This is a genomic window from Mesorhizobium sp. FG116 (assembly GCF_057809835.1).
This window is the reverse complement of record NZ_JBMDKS010000005.1, coordinates 1-19,427: the sequence shown is the minus strand read 5'-3', so window position 1 is coordinate 19,427 and position 19,427 is coordinate 1. Positions and strand designations below refer to the sequence as shown.

At 59.3% G+C, this 19,427-nt stretch carries 13 protein-coding genes and 1 tRNA gene; 8 read left to right on the top strand and 6 right to left on the bottom strand.

Translation table 11 applies throughout. From position 1 onward, the window contains the following. Positions 1–108: 108 nt before the first annotated feature. Positions 109–1,809 carry an outer membrane beta-barrel protein gene (locus ACODTY_RS06100; protein ID WP_488993398.1) on the top strand — a complete coding sequence of 567 codons (1,701 nt, stop codon included), beginning with the start codon at positions 109–111 and terminating at the stop codon, positions 1,807–1,809. 18 nt (positions 1,810–1,827) lie between these two features. On the opposite strand, the gene galU is transcribed toward ACODTY_RS06100, so the two are convergent. Beyond that, the gene (galU, locus tag ACODTY_RS06095; RefSeq protein ID WP_488993397.1) at positions 1,828–2,730 is read right to left on the bottom strand and encodes a UTP--glucose-1-phosphate uridylyltransferase GalU; all 903 of its coding nucleotides are present in this window, start codon (positions 2,728–2,730) and stop codon (positions 1,828–1,830) included. Positions 2,731–2,958: 228 nt separating this feature from the next. On the opposite strand from galU, the gene ACODTY_RS06090 reads away from it, so the two are divergent. After that, positions 2,959–4,185 (top strand): lytic murein transglycosylase, encoded by a 1,227-nt coding sequence (locus ACODTY_RS06090; RefSeq protein ID WP_488993396.1) that lies wholly within the window; start codon positions 2,959–2,961, stop codon positions 4,183–4,185. 28 nt (positions 4,186–4,213) lie between these two features. After that, entirely contained in the window at positions 4,214–5,443 is a 1,230-nt protein-coding gene (locus ACODTY_RS06085) for an SGNH/GDSL hydrolase family protein (RefSeq protein WP_488993395.1), read from the top strand. A gap of 26 nt (positions 5,444–5,469) precedes the next feature. Here ACODTY_RS06085 and ACODTY_RS06080 read toward each other — a convergent pair whose 3' ends face one another. After that, the gene (locus ACODTY_RS06080; RefSeq protein ID WP_488993394.1) at positions 5,470–6,924 is read right to left on the bottom strand and encodes a glutamate synthase subunit beta; all 1,455 of its coding nucleotides are present in this window, start codon (positions 6,922–6,924) and stop codon (positions 5,470–5,472) included. A gap of 177 nt (positions 6,925–7,101) precedes the next feature. Then, positions 7,102–11,829, bottom strand: coding sequence for a glutamate synthase large subunit (gene gltB / locus ACODTY_RS06075; RefSeq protein WP_488993393.1), 4,728 nt, complete (start codon positions 11,827–11,829; stop codon positions 7,102–7,104). Positions 11,830–12,261: 432 nt separating this feature from the next. Between gltB and ACODTY_RS06070 the strand changes: the two genes are divergently transcribed. Next, positions 12,262–13,314 (top strand): threonine aldolase family protein, encoded by a 1,053-nt coding sequence (locus tag ACODTY_RS06070; RefSeq protein WP_488993562.1) that lies wholly within the window; start codon positions 12,262–12,264, stop codon positions 13,312–13,314. A 67-nt stretch (positions 13,315–13,381) separates the two neighbouring features. Here ACODTY_RS06070 and ACODTY_RS06065 read toward each other — a convergent pair whose 3' ends face one another. Next, a complete protein-coding gene (locus tag ACODTY_RS06065; protein ID WP_488993392.1) occupies positions 13,382–13,852 on the bottom strand; it encodes an Hsp20 family protein in 471 nt (156 codons plus the stop codon). Between the two features lie 445 nt (positions 13,853–14,297). Between ACODTY_RS06065 and ACODTY_RS06060 the strand changes: the two genes are divergently transcribed. After that, positions 14,298–15,257, top strand: coding sequence for an alpha/beta fold hydrolase (locus ACODTY_RS06060; RefSeq protein ID WP_488993391.1), 960 nt, complete (start codon positions 14,298–14,300; stop codon positions 15,255–15,257). Between the two features lie 8 nt (positions 15,258–15,265). On the opposite strand, the gene hisN is transcribed toward ACODTY_RS06060, so the two are convergent. Next, positions 15,266–16,039 carry a histidinol-phosphatase gene (gene hisN, locus ACODTY_RS06055; RefSeq protein ID WP_488993390.1) on the bottom strand — a complete coding sequence of 258 codons (774 nt, stop codon included), beginning with the start codon at positions 16,037–16,039 and terminating at the stop codon, positions 15,266–15,268. A gap of 261 nt (positions 16,040–16,300) precedes the next feature. Beyond that, positions 16,301–17,242, bottom strand: coding sequence for an N-formylglutamate amidohydrolase (locus ACODTY_RS06050; RefSeq protein WP_488993389.1), 942 nt, complete (start codon positions 17,240–17,242; stop codon positions 16,301–16,303). 160 nt (positions 17,243–17,402) lie between these two features. Between ACODTY_RS06050 and cpdR the strand changes: the two genes are divergently transcribed. The 3 genes from cpdR (at position 17,403) to ACODTY_RS06035 (ending at position 19,265) form a co-directional block, all read left to right on the top strand. Next, positions 17,403–17,765 carry a cell cycle two-component system response regulator CpdR gene (cpdR, locus tag ACODTY_RS06045; protein WP_006199474.1) on the top strand — a complete coding sequence of 121 codons (363 nt, stop codon included), beginning with the start codon at positions 17,403–17,405 and terminating at the stop codon, positions 17,763–17,765. Positions 17,766–17,825: 60 nt separating this feature from the next. Continuing rightward, positions 17,826–17,900, top strand: a tRNA-Val gene (locus tag ACODTY_RS06040). 249 nt (positions 17,901–18,149) lie between these two features. Then, positions 18,150–19,265 carry an ABC transporter ATP-binding protein gene (locus tag ACODTY_RS06035; RefSeq protein WP_488993388.1) on the top strand — a complete coding sequence of 372 codons (1,116 nt, stop codon included), beginning with the start codon at positions 18,150–18,152 and terminating at the stop codon, positions 19,263–19,265. Positions 19,266–19,427: the final 162 nt, after the last annotated feature.

Below are 19,427 nucleotides of genomic sequence, written 5' to 3'. Positions count from 1 at the left end.
AACAATTTGCTTTGTCCCAGTGCGCGAAAAGCAGCGCCTCAACCCTCCGTTAACCATCCCAATTTACGGTTCGGTAAGCATGGCGCGCCGGCGCCTTTCGAGGTTGTAATGCCGCGTCTTCAATCCAGAACCAGAACAGCCGAGCGGGCCGAAACGGTCCGCATGCTGCTTTTGGCGGCAACTGCCCTGTTACCGATGTCAACCATTTCAGTGCTGGCGCAGAACCTGGAACTCCGGGGAGAGGTTTCCGAATCTGCGATTCTGAGCGATCAGCAGGCAAAGACACGCGAAATGGCGCAGGCCCAGGCGGCTCAGGGGACGACCGGTGCCGGCGTCGCGCCCTCCGCCATCTATCGTCCGTCGAGTGCAGGCGCAGCGGCCGGCGACACTGACACTGGCCTTTCAACCGGCAGTATCTTTGCCACGCAGCAGCCAGCCGACACTTTCGCCGACGACGCGCCTCCGCTGCCGCGTCGCCGCCCGGCAGCTACATCTTCACAGCCCGAACAGGCCACGACAGGCGAAACTTCGCCACCAGCACAGGATGATGATCCTCTCCAAGATCTGCCCACGAACAGCCGCGCCACCACAGTCGATGCGGAGGACGAGCTTCGGCTCAATCCTCGCGCCGAACGCACTGGCGCAATCGAATCCGTGACGAGAGAGCCGGAAGCGGATCCCTTCGCCCATACGGGCATCCGCGTTAGTTCGTTCACCTTACGGCCGTCGGTCGAGCAAGGCATCACCTCGACGTCAAATGCTGACTCAAGCAATGGCGGACGCCCGGCAACGCTTTCCGAAACGGCATTGCGCCTCAACGCCACCTCAGACTGGAGCACAAACTCCGCCAGTATCGACGGCTATGTGCTTCTTCGAAAGACCTTGTCCGGTGACGAAGTTGAAGACGCGCGTGGCCGCATCGATACAAATCTCAACATCGACCTCGACAATGAATGGCGAGCAGTCGGCAAGCTCGGATACGAAGCAGCTCCCGAATCCGCATCGTCTCCGGTCGTGATCACCGGCACCACCTCAGAGCCACTGCGACAGACCATCGACGGCAGTCTTGGTATCGAGAAGGATGTCGGCAAGGCGCGCATCGGCCTGACAGGCGCTGTCGAGCGCGATATCTACGGTGAAGCCGAACTCTCCACCGGTGGCCTGCTGTCCCAGAAGGAACGCGACTCGACCCTTTACACGGCCACACTTCGTACGGGGTATGAGATATCGCCAGCCTTGACGCCATTTTTGGAGCTCGAGGCGGGACGGCGCCTCTACGACGAGCGTATCGACACCGCAGGCTTCGAGCGGTCGGCAGACCGGCTGGGCGCGCGCGGGGGCCTGGAACTCGACCTTGGCGAAAAGCTGGCCGGTGAATTCTCCGCCGGCTGGTTGCGGGAATCATTTGACGACAATCGCCTTGCCCCAATCTCGGCTGCGACAGTGAATGCCGATCTGAGGTGGTCGCCTGAGCGCGGCACCACCATCGGCCTGAGAGGCACAACCGCCGTGGAGGGGACGACAACTGCTGGCGAAGGCGGTTCGGTGCTCTATTCGGGCCGCCTTACAGCCGAACGGCAAATTCGGGCCAACCTTACGGCGACGGCACTTCTTGGCCTGGATTGGCGCAACTACAGCGGCTCTGACGGCCATGACCTGATCTTCAGCGCCGAAGCCGGGCTGACGTGGTGGCTGAACCGCTATGCCGGCATCACCACGCGCGCGCGCCACGAAACCCTTTCAAGCAACCTGCCCGGCCGTGACGCCAGGACCAACAGCATCTATGTCGGCCTGACGCTCAGGCGCTGACCGGCTTTGCCGGTCATTTCAGCCGGTTGAACGCTGGCGTTGCGGGTGCATCTCGTCCAGCAACGTGCGGATGACTTCGGACATGTTTTCGTTCATGTCGCTGCGCCACAGCGCAAAGGCGACATTGGCCTCGACGAAGCCTTCCGGTGATCCGCAATCGAAGGTGCGGCCGTCGTATTTATAGCCGTAGAACGGTTGCTGCTTGCCAAGCTTCAACATGGCGTCGGTAAGCTGGATTTCGTTACCCGCCCCGCGTTCCTGGCTTTCGAGTATCTTGAAAATCTCGGGCTGCAGGATGTAGCGACCGTTGATGTAGAGATTGGATGGGGCCGTGCCGGGCTTGGGCTTCTCGACCATTTCAGTGACGCGGAAACCCGTATGCGTTTCCTCGCCACGCCCGACGATGCCGTATTTGTGGGTCTCGGCTGGATCGCACTCCTGCACCGCGATGATGTTGTTGCCCGTTTCTTCGTAGAGCTCGACCATCGCCTTCAGGCAGCTTTTCTGCGATTGCATGATCATATCCGGCAAAAGCAGCGCAAACGGCTCATCGCCAACCAGTTCGCGCGCGCACCACACCGCATGGCCCAAGCCAAGCGGCACCTGCTGTCGTGTAAAGCTTGTCTGCCCGGGACTTGGCTGCAATTTCTGCAGGCGCGAGAGCTGGTCGCCCTTTCCGCGCTGGGCAAGGGTATCGTAAAGCTCGAACTGAACGTCGAAATGATCCTCGATGACGGCTTTGTTGCGCCCCGTCACGAAGATGAAGTGCTCAACGCCGGCCTCTCTAGCCTCATCCACGACATACTGGATGACGGGCTTGTCAACGACAGTCAGCATTTCCTTTGGAATGGCCTTGGTAGCCGGCAAAAATCGCGTGCCGAGTCCAGCTACCGGGAAAACTGCTTTCCTTACTTTTTTCATATTGCCAATTATCCATTCCGTTCTTGTTGGCCTGCCCTACCCTTCGTACCCAGACCTTCCATCGTACACTGTCATGCCGAAATTGAGGAAGGCTGAACGCTTGATCGCGAGAGGTTTGAGCCATCAATCGACAATGTGCATTTTCGTTCCGCCAGGCTTCTATGGTAAACTAATTCCTAACCGAATTCGGCGATCAATGATCTTTCCGACATAGTGAAGGAGGAAAAGATGCCAGTTCGCAACGCCGCAAAAAGCCTTACGCGCGCATTGACCGTAGCAGGCTTGTCCTTCGCCTTGCTTGTGCCGGCTGGCTCTGCCTTCGCGGACGCAGGTTTCCGCCAATGGGTATCGAATTTCCGCGCCACAGCCGTACAAAGTGGCGTATCGGGAAGGGTGTATGACGCAGCCTTTCGCGGTATCACCGACATCGACCCCGTCGTGTTGGAAAAGGCGCGCTTCCAGCCCGAATTCACCGCCCCCGCATGGGACTATTTCGACAATCGCGTCCATGACGAATCGATTGCCACCGGCCGAGAAATGGCGCGCAAGTGGAAGCCTTGGCTGGACCGGATCGAGCAACGTTTCGGCGTTGACCGCTACGTGCTGCTCGCAATCTGGTCGATGGAATCGAACTACGGCAAGATCCTGGAACGCCAGGACGTCATGCGCAATGTCGTTCGTTCGCTGGCAACGCTCGGCTATGCCGATAGCAAGCGTTCGAAATTCGCGCGCACCCAGTTGATCGCGGCCCTGAAGATCCTGCAAACCGGCGATATTGACGAAAGCCATCTTACCGGCTCGTGGGCAGGCGCAATGGGCCATACCCAGTTCATCCCAACGAGCTACCAAGCCTATGCAGTCGACGTGGACGGCAATGGCCGGCGCGACATCTGGAATTCGATTCCCGATGCGCTCGGAACCGCGGCAAACCTCCTGCGCAAGAACGGCTGGCAGAGCGGCAGAACCTGGGGCTACGAGGTAGCCCTCCCGCAGGGTCGCAAATTCCCGGCAGGATCGATGTCGCTCGACAAATGGCAGGCCCTGGGGGTTACCCGCGCGAGCGGCAAGCCATTTAAGGGCGGGTCCGAGCAAGCCGTCCTGAAGCTGCCGGGTGGCCGAGAGGGACCAGCATTTCTGGTGATCAAGAACTTCTCGGTCATCAAGCGTTACAACAACGCCGACAAATACGCGTTTGCCGTCGGCCTTCTTGCCGACCAGATTGCCGGCTACGGTGATCTGGTTCAGGATTGGAATAGACCGTTTACGAAGCTTTCCTTCGAGGAACGCCAGGAACTGCAGAAGCGCCTGTCCGACCACGGCTATTATAGCGGCAAGTTCGACGGCAAGATCGGTGAAGGTTCCAAGGCGGCGATCATGGCCTTCCAGGCACAGTCCGGCTTGACCCAGGACGGTCATCCAAGCATGGAAGTGCTTAAGTCGCTGCGCCAAAGGTAGCGCCGGTCTTGCAGAGCGAGAGGTTGATTTGGTTTCGGCACTGCGCATCCGGAATATCCAGTTCCGCACGCCGATCCTGATCGGGGCCTTCGCAGCGCTTCTGGCGCTGTTTGCCGAGACAATGAACGCCCCCGCGATGGCGCAGGAGCCGCAGTATCGCTCGTGGTCGTTGCGTGACCTGTTCAGGCCACGCAAAAGCGAGCGCGTGACACCCCCTGAAGCTATTCCGACGCAGCCGCCGAAAGCCCGGGCACAAACACGCAAGTCAACCGTGCGCAGTGCTCCAGCCGAACCACCAAAACCGATTGTAGAAAAATCCCCCGATGCGCGCACGATCCTGGTGGTCGGCGACTTCATGGCCGGCAGCCTGGCAAAAGACCTTGAAACAGTGTTTGCCGAAAACGCATCCGTCAAAGTGTCCGACCGCAGCAAAGGCTCCTCAGGCTTCGTACGCGACGACTTCTACAACTGGCCGGCAGAAATCGGCACTCTGCTTGAAACCGAAAAACCTGCAGCAATTGTCGTCATGCTGGGCTCGAATGACCGGCAGCAGATGCAGATCGGCGAGGTTCGCGAAGCCCCTCGCTCCGAAGCCTGGACCAAGGAATACGAAAATCGGACTCTCGCTTTCGGCAAGCATATTTCGACCTCCAAGGTACCCTTCCTCTGGGTCGGCATGCCAGCCTTCCGATCAGGCAAGATGACGTCGGACATGTTGGCATTCAACGAAATCTATCGCGCTTCAGCCGAACAAAGCGGCGGTGAGTTTGTCGATATATGGGACGGATTTGTCGACGAGAACGGCGCCTTCATCACAAGGGGGCCGGATATCAACGGCCAGCCGGTTACCTTGCGTGCCGACGACGGCATCAATTTTACGCGCGCCGGCAAGCGCAAGCTGGCGTTCTACACGGAAAAGCCGTTGCTGAAGATCCTCGGCCTCACATCGCCGGTCGCAACTGCGCCAGCGTTGACGCCGATGGGCCTCTCGGTGGAAACCCCTGCCGAAGCCGCTGTTCCGGTCAATATCGACCGGACGCCGCCAATGCTTCTCAACGATCCGGCTCTGGATGGTGGCACAGATTTGCTAGGTGCCGCGCCACCCAACACAAGCGCGGCCACAGCGAGAAAGATTGTCGGCGGACGTGACGAACCTGCGCCATCTCCGGGTCGAGCAGACGACTTTTTCTGGCCGCAAAAGAAAGCGCCGGAAGCGGCAAAGGATGGCGGCGACAAGACCACCGCCATCGTGCGCTGAGCCTCGGCATTCCAAGGCAAAAAGGGTCAACGCGGCAGAACGGTCGATCCCATCAGCGCCTCGTCGATGGCGTGCGCGGCCTGTCGACCTTCACGAATTGCCCACACAACGAGCGATTGGCCGCGGCGCGCATCACCCGCGGCAAAAAGCTTGTCGACATTGGTGCGATAGTCGCGGTCGTTGGCCGCGATATTTTTGGAACGACGAACGTCCGCTACAGTCTTGATCCCATCGCCCAATTCGGCAAGCACGCTGTCGGCGAATGGTCCCGCAAAACCGATGGCAATGAAGGCGAGATCGGCTCTGATGACGAATTCGGTCCCGGCTATCGGCTTGCGCTTGTCATCAACCTCGCAGCACCGGACGCCGGTCAACTGCCCGTCCTCGCCGATGAACTCAAGCGTCGCCACCTGGAACTCACGCTCCGCACCTTCGGCTTGCGAAGACGAAGTGCGCATTTTGGTTGCCCAATAGGGCCAGACCGCAAGCTTGTCTTCCTTTTCCGGCGGCTGTGGCCGGATATCGAGTTGGGTTACCCGCACCGCCCCTTGGCGAAACGCCGTGCCGACACAGTCGGAGGCCGTATCGCCGCCGCCAACGACGACGACATGCTGGCCGTTGGCCAAAATCGGCTGGGATCGCCATGCGACCGACTGGATGTCTTCGCCACCAACACGCCGGTTCTGCTGAACCAGATAAGGCATTGCGTCATGCACGCCTTCAAGGTCATCTCCGGGGATGCCCGCCGGGCGTGGCGTCTCAGAACCGCCGCAATAAAGCACGGCATCATAATCCGCGATGAGTTCCGCTATCGGCTTGTCAACGCCGACATTGACGCCGCAGAAGAAGCTTACGCCCTCACCTTGCATCTGCTCGATGCGACGATCGATGAAGTGCTTCTCGATCTTGAAGTCCGGAATGCCGTAGCGCATCAAACCACCCGGACGGCTTTCGCGTTCGTAGACGTGGACTTCGTGGCCGGCGCGGCCGAGCTGCTGGGCCGCCGCCATACCGGCAGGGCCCGAACCAATGATCGCGACATGCTTGCCGGTCTTGGTCTGGGGTGGACAGGGACGAATGAAACCGGTCTCATACGCCTTGTCGGCAAGCGCCTGTTCCACTGTCTTGATGGCGACCGGAATATCCTCAAGGTTCAGCGTGCACGCTTCCTCGCAAGGTGCGGGGCAGATGCGACCCGTAAACTCCGGGAAATTGTTAGTGGAGTGCAGGTTTCGGATCGCCGTTTCCCAGTCACCATTATAGACGAGATCGTTCCAGTCCGGGATCTGGTTGTGCACCGGGCAGCCGGTTGGGCCATGGCAGAACGGAACGCCGCAATCCATGCAGCGCGCCGCCTGCTTTTCCACTTCGCTGTCCGACAATGGCAGCGTGAACTCACGAAAATGTCTGATGCGATCTGAGGCAGGCTGGTACTTGTGCACCTGCCGGTCAATTTCCAGAAAACCTGTTACCTTGCCCATGCGTATGTCCTTGGACTTTCGTTCGACCTCGCCTTCGGCGGTCGGTCGTGCGTACGGATCGGATTGCCGGGTTATCCCGGCGCAATGAAGCCTCTCAGCTTACCGGTTAGCGCGAACGCGCTTCCGGTTTGTGTCCAATCGGTTTTCGTCGCGCAAGAATGACGTCTGCTATCGCCATCATTCCGCCGCCACGCTCATACGAGCGCGCTCCATCTCAAGCAATGCACGCCTGTACTCGACAGGCATGACCTTGCGGAATTTTGGCCGATAGGTCGCCCAGTTGTTGAGGATTTCACGCCCCCTCTTCGAACCGGTGTAGTGCACATGGTTCGAAATCAACTGGTAGAGCCGCTCTTCATCGTGGCTGGTCATGTCACCCGATACGTCGACGCGCCCCTTGTGATCGATGTCGCCGCCATGATGATGCAGCTTCTCGAGAATATCGTCCTCTTCCGGCACCGGTTCGAGTTCTACCATCGCCATGTTGCAGCGGTGGGCAAAGTCGCCCGCTTCGTCGAGCACATAGGCAACGCCGCCCGACATGCCGGCGGCGAAGTTACGCCCGGTCTTGCCAATGACGACGACAACGCCTCCGGTCATATACTCACATCCATGATCGCCAACGCCTTCGACGACCGCGACTGCACCCGAATTGCGCACTGCAAAACGCTCTCCCGCGACGCCACGCAGATAGGCCTCGCCCTCAATTGCGCCGTAGAGCACGGTATTGCCAACGATGATGGAGTCTTCCGCAACGATCTTGGCTTCATCCGGCGGTCGGATAACTATGCGTCCACCCGAGAGGCCCTTGCCGACATAATCATTGCCGGCCCCGATCAGTTCGAACGACACGCCACGCGTCAGGAATGCTGCGAAGGATTGACCCGCCGTGCCGGTCAGCTTGACCGAGATTGTGTCCTCGCGCAGGCCCTTGTGCCGGAAGCGCTTGGCGACTTCGCCCGACAGCATCGCACCTGCGGAACGATCCACGTTGCGGATAGGCAGTTCGATGGTCACCGCCTGCTTCGCATCCAATGCAGGCTTTGCCAACTCGATCATCTTGCGGTCGAGCACGTCGTCGATCGGATGCTTCTGCCGTTCGGTCCAATGGGTCTTATCCTGGGATGCTTCCGGCTTATGGAACATCCTTGAGAAATCAAGGCCCTTGGCCTTCCAATGCTCGACCAGCGCCCGCTTTTCCAAAAGATCGGTGTCGCCGATAATCTGGTCGATGTGGGTGAACCCCATCTCGGCAAGCAGTTCGCGCACTTCTTCGGCAACGTAGAAGAAGTAGTTGATGATGTGCTCCGGCGCGCCCTTGAAGCGCTTGCGCAGCACAGGGTCCTGCGTTGCAATGCCGGTCGGGCAGGTGTTCAGGTGGCACTTGCGCATCATCACGCAGCCGGCCGCAACCAGCGGCGCGGTCGCAAAACCGAACTCATCAGCACCAAGCAGCGCGCCTATGATCACGTCGCGCCCAGTCCGCAGCCCGCCATCTACCTGCAACGCCACGCGGGAACGCAAACCATTGAGCACAAGCGTCTGGTGAGTTTCTGCCAATCCGACTTCCCAAGGGCTACCCGCATGCTTCAAGGAGGTCAGCGGAGAAGCACCGGTACCACCATCGTAACCTGAGATGGTTATGTGATCGGCGCGCGCCTTGGCCACGCCTGCTGCGACGGTGCCGACGCCTACCTCCGAAACCAGCTTGACCGATACATCCGCTGCCGGGTTGACGTTCTTCAGGTCATAAATGAGCTGCGCCAGATCCTCGATCGAGTAGATGTCGTGGTGCGGCGGCGGCGAGATAAGGCCAACACCTTGCGTCGAGTGACGCGTCTTGGCGATGGTGGCATCGACCTTATGGCCGGGCAACTGCCCGCCCTCGCCGGGCTTGGCTCCCTGAGCGACCTTGATCTGCATCATATCGGAATTGACGAGATATTCGGTCGTTACGCCAAAACGACCCGACGCAACCTGCTTGATCGCCGAACGCTCGGGGTTCTTGCCGCCGCCGGGCAGCGGCAGGTAGCGGTCCGGTTCTTCACCACCCTCGCCCGTATTCGACTTGCCGCCAATCTTGTTCATGGCAACCGCTAGCGTCGTGTGCGCCTCTCTCGAGATCGAGCCGAACGACATGGCACCTGTTGAGAAGCGCTTGACGATATCGGCAGCCGGCATGACCTGGTCCAGCCGAACCTTCTTGCGGCCTACTTCCTCGGCGGTCCTGATCCTGAACAGACCACGGATTGAGTGGGCATTTGCAACCGCATCGTTAACCTGCTCGGAGAATGCCTTGAACGTTTCCCACGAACCTTGGCGAACAGCATGCTGCAGCGTTGCAACCGCATCCGGCGTCCAGGCATGAGCCTCGCCCCGCATGCGGTACATGTACTCGCCTCCAACATCGAGCGAGTTTCGCAACACCGGATCGTCGCCGAACGCGGCCTGGTGCCTCGCTACCGTCTCTGCCGAAATCTGTTCGAGTCCGACGCCCTCGATCAGCGTAGCAGTGCCGGTAAAGTACTTGTCCACGAAATCGGTCTTCAGCCCGATGGCATCGAATATCTGCGCACCGCAATAGGACTGGTAGGTTGAGATGCCCATCTTGGACATCACCTTGAGAATGCCCTTGCCGATCGACTTGATATAACGGGTCACCAGTTCGTGTGCATCAACCTCGGGCGGAAATGCGCCATTGGTGTGCATGTCCGTCAACGTGTCGAACGCAAGATAGGGATTGATGGCCTCCGCACCGTAACCTGCAAGGCAGCAGAAGTGATGAATTTCGCGCGGTTCGCCGGATTCGACAACCAAGCCGACCGAAGTACGAAGGCCCTTGCGGATTAGGTGGTGATGAACCGCTGCTGTCGCCAACAGTGTCGGGATGTCGATGCGATCCGGGCCGATCTGGCGGTCGGACAAAATGATGATGTTGTAGCCGCCGGCTACCGCCGCTTCCGCGCGCTCACACAACCGCTCGATAGCTGCAGACATGCCCGCAGCGCCTTCGGTCGCGGCATAGGTGATGTCGATGGTCTTGGTGTCGAACCGCTCTTCGGTATGACCAATGGAGCGGATCTTCTCGAGATCTGCATTGGTCAGGATCGGCTGGCGCACCTCTAGTCGCTTGCGCCGGGACGAGCCGATCAGATCGAAGATATTGGGCCGCGGTCCGATGAAGGAAACCAGGCTCATCACCAGCTCTTCACGGATCGGGTCGATCGGCGGGTTGGTGACCTGCGCGAAGTTCTGCTTGAAATAATTGTAGAGCAGCTTCGGCTTGTCCGACATCGCCGCAATCGGCGTATCGGTGCCCATCGACCCGACCGCTTCCTGGCCGGTCGTCGCCATTGGCGACATCAGAAGCTTGAGATCTTCCTGCGTGTAGCCGAACGCCTGCTGGCGATCGAGCAACGAAACGTCTTTGCGCAATGCACGCGGCTCGACCGGATTGAGGTCTTCCAAAATGAGCTGTGTATTCGCAAGCCACTTCTTGTAGGGGTGCTTCGTCGCGATTTCCGACTTGATCTCCTCGTCAGAAATGATGCGCCCCTTGACTAGGTCGATCAGAAGCATACGTCCCGGCTGCAGTCGCCACTTGGTGACGATCTTGTCTTCCGGCACCGGCAATACGCCAGCCTCGGAGGCCAGGATCACGCGATCATCATCGGTAACCATGTAGCGCGCCGGGCGCAGTCCGTTGCGGTCCAGCGTGGCTCCGATCTGGCGTCCGTCCGTAAAGACCACGGCTGCTGGTCCGTCCCACGGCTCCATCAGGGCGGCATGGTATTCGTAGAAAGCCTTGCGGTCGTCATCCATGAGCTTGTTGCCGGCCCAAGCCTCCGGGATGAGCATCATCATCGAATGAGCAAGGCTGTAACCGCCCTGGAACAGAAACTCGAGCGCGTTGTCGAAGCACGCCGTATCCGATTGGCCTTCATAGGAAATCGGCCACAGCTTCGAGATGTTGTTTCCGAACAGTTCGCTGTCGACCGAGGCCTGCCGGGCAGCCATCCAGTTGTTATTGCCGCGAACCGTGTTGATCTCGCCATTGTGCGCGACCATGCGATAAGGGTGCGCCAGCTTCCACGACGGAAATGTGTTGGTCGAGAAGCGCTGATGGACAAGGATCAGCGCTGTTTCGAAGCGCGGATCGTTGAGATCCTTGTAGTAAGGACCGACCTGGTTGGCGAGGAACATGCCCTTGTAGACAATCGTGCGCGCCGAGAGCGACACGCAGTAGGCTCCCGTGTCCCTATTGTGGTTCTCCGCATAGATGCGGCCGGAAATAACCTTGCGAAGCAGATAGAGCCGGGCCTCGTATTCTTCGTCGTCATCGATATCGGGCGTGCGACCGATGAAGACCTGACGATGGAACGGCTCGGCCTCCAAAATTTCCGGTGCCCTGGACAATGAAGAATTGTCGACAGGCACATCCCGAAAACCAAGCAGAGGCAATCCTTCGGAATGGGCGGACTCGGCAATTATCTCGTCGATATGCAAGCGCAGAGCGCTATCCTGCGGCATGAACCAATGACCGACGCCATACTGGCCAACAGGCGGCAGATCGACACCTTGCTTGGCCATCTCCTCACGAAAGAAGCGGTCGGGAATCTGAACCAGCACGCCAGCGCCGTCACCCACCAAAGGATCGGCCCCAACCGCGCCCCGATGCGTCAGATTGTCGAGCATCAACAGCCCGTCTTGGACGATTTGGTGCGACCTCACGCCCTTCATGTGGGCGATAAAGCCGACGCCACACGCATCGTGCTCATTCCGCGGATCGTAAAGACCCTGGGCGCTTGGAAGGCTGCCCCCGGGGGTTGCGCGTTTGACGCCGCTGGCCTTGATCTGCGCGGCCGGCTCAACATCCGTCGTCACAGAAGGCTTCACGTACGTCATCGTCGTCTTCCTCCATTCAGCGCCGGAGAGGCGCCCGGTTGCTTTGGGAAGCTTCTCGCCCCCAATTTTTCAGTCTTGCAGCCCGTCTTGCGAAAACCTGGCCGAACTCTGTGGCCCGAATGGAATACCGCTGGCGGCAGCAGCCGGAATGGCACTTCACCATACGCCAATCCGCCTAGCCTTTGCGCAAATAAATAAGACAGCATTACTGTCCTAAATTTCCTATGACAGAATTCCGGAAACCACACAAGACCGTTTCGTAAAAAATGCCGAAGGGAGACGATCGAAAATTGCGCAGATGGTCGCAGTTCGGTAATTTTCGAACATTGCAAGGGAATGGCTGGCTTCATGGGGACCACATAGGCTGGCCCTTGCACGGCAAGCGAAAAGTTGGTCAACCTCGCCACGATTTTCCACGCAATGGACCGACAAATGTTATTCGCTTCCGACAATTGGGCCGGTGCCCATCCCGCGATCGCAGCCCATTTATCAGCCAATGCGGGCGGCTTCTCCACCGCCTATGGCGACGGCGCATTGGACAAGGTGGTCTACCAGCGCTTCAATGAGATCTTCGAGCGGGAAGTGGCCGTCTTCTTTGTCGCAACGGGCACCGCGGCCAATTCACTCGCGCTGACGGCCTACAATAAGCCTGGGGGCATCTCTTTTTGCCATCGCGAATCGCACGTCATCGAAGACGAATGCGGCGCACCGGAATACTTTTCTGGTGGTGCACGTCTCCATGCGGTGGACGGTCCGCTCGGCAGGATTGATCCAGCAAATCTGGAAAAAGCGCTTGGCCGCCTGACACCGGAATTCGTGCATGCAGGACGACCTATGGCGGTCTCCATAACTCAATCCACTGAAGCAGGAACTGTCTACAGCCTAGATGCAATAGAAGCCATTTCTGCGATCGCAAAACGACACTTGGTTCCCTTGCACCTCGACGGCGCGCGCTTTGCCAATGCGCTGGTTTCACTCGACACGACGCCGGCAGAAATGACCTGGAAACGTGGCGTCGATATTGTGTCCTTCGGTGGCACCAAAAACGGTTGCTGGTGCGCCGAGGCGGTGGTGGTGTTTGATCTGGACAAGGCCAGAGAACTGGCATTCCTGCGCAAACGCGCCGCGCAGCTCTTCTCGAAATCGCGCTTCATCGCCGCTCAGTTCGACGCATACTTTCAAAACGATCTCTGGCTCGATACCGCCAGGCATTCAAACGCGATGGCGTCACGACTGGCCAACGCTATCAAGGCATCAAAAATTGGGCGGCTTGCCTGGGCACCCGAAGCGAATGAAGTATTTGCAATCATGAAGCGGGGCGACGCCGAGAGGCTGCAGGGATCAGGTGCGGCATTCTACGATTGGCATTCGCCGGCTGGTTTTTCCGGACAGATCAGCGAAGACGAGGCGCTCTACCGTTTCGTCACCAGCTTCGCGACAACGGTCGACGAGGTCGACCGCTTTGCCGGGGAAATTGGCGCTTAACACGTCTGGAGAAACAAAAGGCGGCGCCTCGCGACGCCGCCCTTCTCTCGGGAGGATGAGAGAATTTTTAGTGTGCAGCAGCCTTTGCTTCGATCTGCTTGGCCTTGGCCGGAGCCGAAGTGATCGCAATCTTGCGCGGCTTCAACTCCTCGGGAATGTTGCGCTTGAGGTCGACGAACAGAAGTCCGTTTTTCAACTCGGCGCCGAGAACATCGACGTGGTCGGCAAGCTGGAACCGGCGCTCAAACGAGCGCGAGGCGATACCGCGGTAAAGCAGCTCGGAGCCCTCGCCCTCGGTGCCTTCCTTGCGCTCACCCTTGACCGTCAGCACATTGCGGTGTGCTTCGATCGAAATCTCGTCATCGGAGAAGCCGGCCACCGCCATGGAAATGCGATAGGCGTCGTCACCGGTCTTTTCGATATTGTAGGGCGGATAGGTCTGCGCACCTTCAGGCTGGGCAAGCGAATCCAGCATGGTGAAGAGGCGATCAAAGCCTACGGTCGAACGATAAAGAGGGGAAAAATCAACATGACGCATGGTGTGTTCTCCTGTCGAGCAACAATGTTTGCGTTGTGGTCCGACCAGAAACCCTAACGGCGTTTCCTGAACCAGCGGTCCCGACATCGGCGACCGCAAGGATCATTTGGGTGTGCCACCCAACGGTTTCAAGGCTCTTTTTCAAGGCTGGCATCGTGATGCGATGAACGCACGATGAACCGGTCGCTCAAAGCTTGTTCAGCCTCACGTCGCTACTTCTGAGCACAACGGGAGAGCGGATTAAATCAGCCGCACCGTGCCGAACCGGGTGTAACGTCCCTTCCTCCCGGATCGACAAGGCCGGGAGCGCGCCTTCGGGCGGCTTCCGGCCTTACACTGGAAATCCTTTGCAATTCACGCATTTGCTTTCTATCACCGTGCTGATGCCTCGCCAGCCGGACCGAGACCCTTACGACGCTCCTAAAGAGACGGGCCAAAGCGCCGAATGACGGACCTTTTCTTCCATACGCCCGACAATCCAGTACCCGACAACGCAACGGCAGGTTTCCTGACCGCGCATGACGGTCGAAAAATTCGCTACGCGCGCTTCGCACCGGCCAGCCGCCCGGACAATGGCACCGTCGTGCTTTTGCAGGGCAGAAACGAGTGCATAGAAAAGTACTTCGAAACGATCGCCGATCTGTCTGCAAAGGGATTTGGGGTCGCGACCTTTGATTGGCGCGGGCAAGGCGGGTCAGACCGGCTACTGCGCAATCCGCAACGCGGCTACGTCAAGAGCTTCCGCGACTACGCCTCGGACCTGGAACAATTCTTCGAAGAAATCGTACTGCCCGATTGCCGAGGCCCCTACTACATCCTTGCGCACTCGACAGGTGCGCTGGTAGCGCTTCTTACGGCGTCTTCGATGGTCAACCGGGTCCAGCGCATGGTGTTGTTGACGCCATTTCTCGGCATTCCCGGACAACGCGTTTCAATGGCAAGAATCCGGCTCGTCACCACGATCCTCAGCCTCTTCGGCCTCGGCCGGCTGTATGCGGCATGGGGTCCGCGACCGAAACAATCGGCACCTTTCGAAACCAACAATCTCACGTCGGATGCAGTGCGATATCGGCGCAATGTGTCGATCTATGAAGCGCATCCGCAACTTGCTCTTGGCGGCCCGACAATCCGCTGGCTACGCGCGGCAAGTTCGGCGGCCATTGCCGTCAGCGACCAGGAGTTCATGGCCAACATCCGCATACCGACGTTGATCATTGCAGCAGGTGCAGACACCGTCGTTTCGACCAAAGCGATTGCCTCATATGCAAGGCATCTTAGGCTGAGTTCGCTCCTGACCATTGACGGCGCACGCCACGAATTGCTCCAGGAAGCAGACCTCTATCGCGAGCAGGCGCTCGCAGCGTTCCATGCCTTCATTCCGGGGACAGACGGCAGCGCCTCTTAGCTGAACAATCAGCCTCTGAGCGCAGCAATAGCCGCCGCGTGGAGCTCCGGCGTCGCTGCTGCGAGGATATCGCCCCCTTGTTCGGCGGGCTTGCCTTCAAAGGTGGTGATGACCCCGCCCGCCTTTTCGATGATCGGGATCAATGCCACGATGTCGTATGGCTTCAAGCCGGGATCGGCAACGACGTCGACATTGCCCGCAGCGAGCATGGCAAAGGCGTAGCAATCAGTACCATAACGGGCCAACCGAACCTTTCGTTCAAGCTCGTCGTAGTGTGAACGCATCTGCCCCTGGAAAAGCGACGGCGTCGTGGTGAACAGGATCGCATCGGAAAGCTTCTTGGTCTTGCGCGTCGCAAGTTTGCGTGGTCCGCCAGGCCCCTCATAGTGCGATCCGGAGGCGTTGGCGTAGTAAAGTTCACCGGTAAATGGTTGCGACATCAGTCCGGCAACCGCATCGCCATCGATGGTCAGACCGACCAGCGTTCCCCAGACAGGCACCCCGGAGATGAAGGCCCGGGTTCCGTCTATCGGATCGATGATCCACACATACCGGCTCGAGAGGTTCTCGCTGCCATGCTCTTCGCCAAGGATGCCATGGTCGGGAAACTGGGCGTTGATGAGTTTCCGGATAACCCGTTCTGCTTCCTGATCCGCTTCGGTAACCGGGTCAAAGCCGCCCGCCAGCTTGTTGTCCACCGCACCTTGGCTGCGGAAACGCGGCAAGGTCTCGGCTGCCGCAACATGGGCGATCTGCCGAATAAAGTCGGTTGAGATATCCAAAGCTGTCTCCAAAAAAGGGCGCCAACGCAAACCGCCGGTTTCGGCCTTTGTCATATCAAGATCGTGGCTGGAATGTCACGCGCCGAACAACCGCGGCAATTGCCCCTGCCTTCTGAATGCGGTGATATCTTGACTTTTGTGCAGCGCACAATAGGCTCGTCCTTGGACAGGGTTTCCTGTCCATGCCCTCCTTGGGCGTTTCCTCCCTAGACTCAAGACCGCGTCGTGCAAGCGATGCGGTCCTTTTTTATCCCGGGCGGGCTATTCGGCGGCCAGAGGATGGTCGAGGAAGTGATAGTCGGGGATCGCCATCAGGTCCGCGCAAAACAAGGCCATGTCACGGGCAAGCGCGTCAAACCCGGATGTTTTCTGCAACGTCTTTTCGTGCATGTAGAGACCACGGTTCACTTCGATCTGGAGCGCATGCAGATGACGCACCGGCCGCCCGTAATGCTCGGTTATGAAGCCACCGGCGTACGGCTTGTTGTGGGCGACGGTATAGCCCATCGCCGACAACAGGTTGATGGCGGTCTCGGTCAAGGCTGCCGATGCCGAGGTGCCGAAGCGGTCGCCGACGATGAAATCCGGCCTGAATCCATTTTCGCCTATTCGTATGCTGGCCGGCATGGAGTGGCAGTCGATAAGAATCGCGAAGCCGAATGCCGCATGGGTTCGCGAAAGCAGCCTCTTCAAGGCCTCGTGGAAAGGCTTGTAGACAACCTCGATTCGCGCAATCGCCTCGGCCAGCGGCAGGCGGCCGGAATAGATGTCAAGCCCCTCACCCACCAGCTTCGGCACGGTGCCCAGACCGCCCGCCACCCGCGCCGAGCGGATGTTGCAGTAAGGCGGCACCGGCTCGGCAAACATGCGCGGATCGAGTTCCCACGGCTCCCGGTTCACGTCGAGATAGGCACGTGGAAAGTTCGCCGCCAGCATCGGCGCACCAAGCATGATCGCACCGCCGAACAACTCGTCGACATAGCAATCCTCGGAACGGCGGATCGCATTGCGGTCCAGCCGCGCCATCGCCAGGAAGCGCTCGGGATAGTACCTGCCGCTATGCGGTGAGCTGAAAATGAACGGGACGCGCTGCTCCGCCCCCGCGCGGATCTCGAAGGGCCGGACGACCGAAAAATCCTCTGCGGGTGAGGTCACTCTGTTTGGACCCGTAAGCAAAAACACGTCATGGTCAAAAACTGCCATCTTGAGTGCTGTGTGTCCAGCAACTCGGCGGTCTAGCCGGTGCCGGCTCCAAGTTCTTTCACACGAACGTTCACTTGATCTTTACCGCCGCGCTTTCATATAGAGGATGGTTAACGGGCCAGCCGGGGGCGGTCCGGGCGGGTGATTCGGACGGAACACGATGGCACGCATTCTTCTTGCGGAAGACGACGACGACATGCGCCGTTTCCTGGTCAAGGCGCTGGAACGCGCCGGCTACCAGGTCAGCGATTTCGACAATGGCGCAAGCGCCTATGAGCGGCTGCGAGAAGAGCCCTTCTCCCTGCTGCTGACCGATATCGTCATGCCCGAGATGGACGGCATCGAACTGGCCCGCCGGGCAACCGAAATCGATCCGGACCTCAAGGTGATGTTCATCACCGGTTTCGCAGCCGTCGCGCTCAACCCCGATTCCAAGGCTCCGAAGGACGCCAAGGTTCTTTCCAAGCCATTCCATCTGCGCGATCTCGTCAATGAGGTCGAAAAGATGCTTCAGGCCGCCTGATCTTTTCGTTTCCCGCTATTGACGTACCGGGGCAAAAGTGGTGTATGCGCGGCTTCGGATGGGCGTATAGCTCAGCGGGAGAGCACTACGTTGACATCGTAGGGGTCCCAAGTTCGATCCTTGGTACGCCCACCATCCAAACTCCTGAATTCGCTGAAGAAATGAGCCCTTGACGGGGCTCGCGGGTACCACCCGCAGCTTCGGCGGGTGAGTTCGCCGAAATCCCCCTCGCTTTCCGCGTCTCCTCTCCCGTCGTTCTTTAGTCGCAAAGCATTTAAACCGATTGAAAAGACATTGCGTTGGGATGACGTAAGGTTCTATGGTTCGTTGGCTGGTGCAATGGCGCAAAGACAAGAGACGCCGCCGCCGGGGAGGATGACTGCCATGGCATTTCTGGAAATCGACGGCCTGAGGAAACGCTTCGGCCAGGTGGAAATCCTCAAGGGCATCGACCTCGAGCTCGAAAAAGGCGGCTTCCTCGTGCTGGTCGGGCCTTCGGGTTGCGGCAAGTCTACCCTTCTCAACACCATTGCCGGCCTTGAAACGGTGACCTCGGGCCAGATCCGTGTCGATGGCAAGGCCATCAACGATCTTCACCCGTCCAAGCGCGACATCGCCATGGTGTTCCAGAGCTATGCGCTTTACCCGAACATGACGGTGGCCGGAAACATCGCCTTCGGCATGGAGATGCGCGGCGTTCCGGCAGTGGAGCGCGAGGTAGCCGTCGCCAAGGTGGCAAAGACCTTGCAGATCGAGCATCTGTTGCAGCGCAAGCCTTCGCAACTGTCCGGCGGCCAGCGCCAGCGCGTCGCCATGGGCCGGGCGCTGGTGCGCGATCCCAAGCTGTTCCTGTTCGACGAGCCGCTTTCGAACCTCGACGCCAAGCTGCGCGTCGACATGCGCATCGAGATCAAGCGCCTGCACGCCACGACGGGAACGACGATCGTCTATGTCACGCATGACCAGATCGAGGCGATGACGCTGGCATCCAAGATCGCCGTGATGCGCGACGGCGAAGTGCAGCAATTCGGCACGCCGGCTGAAATCTACAACAACCCGGCCAATCTGTTCGTCGCCGACTTCATGGGATCGCCGGCGATGAACCTGATCCCCGGCACCATCGGCAGCAATGGCCGCGACCTCAGCATCGTTCTCGAGCGCGAGGCGCGCACGCCGATCGTACTGCCTTTGGCGAATGCGCCAAGCGGGCTCAACGCATTCAAGGGCAAGCCCGTGGTGTTCGGGGTCCGCCCGGAAGCGCTGACCGATCCGGAGGGCGCGGAGCGCAACGCCACCAACATCGCAACCGCCGATTGCCATATCGAGGTCGTCGAGCCGGCGGGTTCCGACACCTTTGCCGTGACCAATTTGGGCGGCAAGGGCGTGGTGGCGCGCCTGCGTGCCGACGCCACGATCCGGGCGGGCACGGATACGCCGCTGGCCTTCAACCTTGCCAAGGCCGTTTTCTTCGACCCGGCGACCGAAAGCCGGATCGTCTGATGGGAAGCCGCTTGAGGTGAGCGCAAGCCTTCGCGGCGGCTTCTGAAAGTGTTCCTTGCGGGGAATTTGAGCCGCCAGGCACTGCCGCCCAGAATACTTGGGTAAAAGTCACGGAATGGATCCCGGACAGCATCGCCATCGCTTCGCTCGGCTCGCTTCCGG

Excerpts from the sequence above, each read along its gene's own strand:
- ACODTY_RS06060 (WP_488993391.1), top strand. The coding sequence starts at position 14,298 with ATGACGGACCTTTTCTTCCATACGCCCGACAATCCAGTACCCGACAAC.
- gltB (WP_488993393.1), bottom strand. The coding sequence starts at position 11,829 with ATGACGTACGTGAAGCCTTCTGTGACGACGGATGTTGAGCCGGCCGCG.
- ACODTY_RS06035 (WP_488993388.1), top strand. The coding sequence starts at position 18,150 with ATGGCATTTCTGGAAATCGACGGCCTGAGGAAACGCTTCGGCCAGGTG.
- ACODTY_RS06050 (WP_488993389.1), bottom strand. The coding sequence starts at position 17,242 with ATGGCAGTTTTTGACCATGACGTGTTTTTGCTTACGGGTCCAAACAGA.
- galU (WP_488993397.1), bottom strand. The coding sequence starts at position 2,730 with ATGAAAAAAGTAAGGAAAGCAGTTTTCCCGGTAGCTGGACTCGGCACG.
- ACODTY_RS06080 (WP_488993394.1), bottom strand. The coding sequence starts at position 6,924 with ATGGGCAAGGTAACAGGTTTTCTGGAAATTGACCGGCAGGTGCACAAG.
- ACODTY_RS06090 (WP_488993396.1), top strand. The coding sequence starts at position 2,959 with ATGCCAGTTCGCAACGCCGCAAAAAGCCTTACGCGCGCATTGACCGTA.
- ACODTY_RS06100 (WP_488993398.1), top strand. The coding sequence starts at position 109 with ATGCCGCGTCTTCAATCCAGAACCAGAACAGCCGAGCGGGCCGAAACG.
- cpdR (WP_006199474.1), top strand. The coding sequence starts at position 17,403 with ATGGCACGCATTCTTCTTGCGGAAGACGACGACGACATGCGCCGTTTC.
- ACODTY_RS06065 (WP_488993392.1), bottom strand. The coding sequence starts at position 13,852 with ATGCGTCATGTTGATTTTTCCCCTCTTTATCGTTCGACCGTAGGCTTT.
- ACODTY_RS06070 (WP_488993562.1), top strand. The coding sequence starts at position 12,262 with ATGTTATTCGCTTCCGACAATTGGGCCGGTGCCCATCCCGCGATCGCA.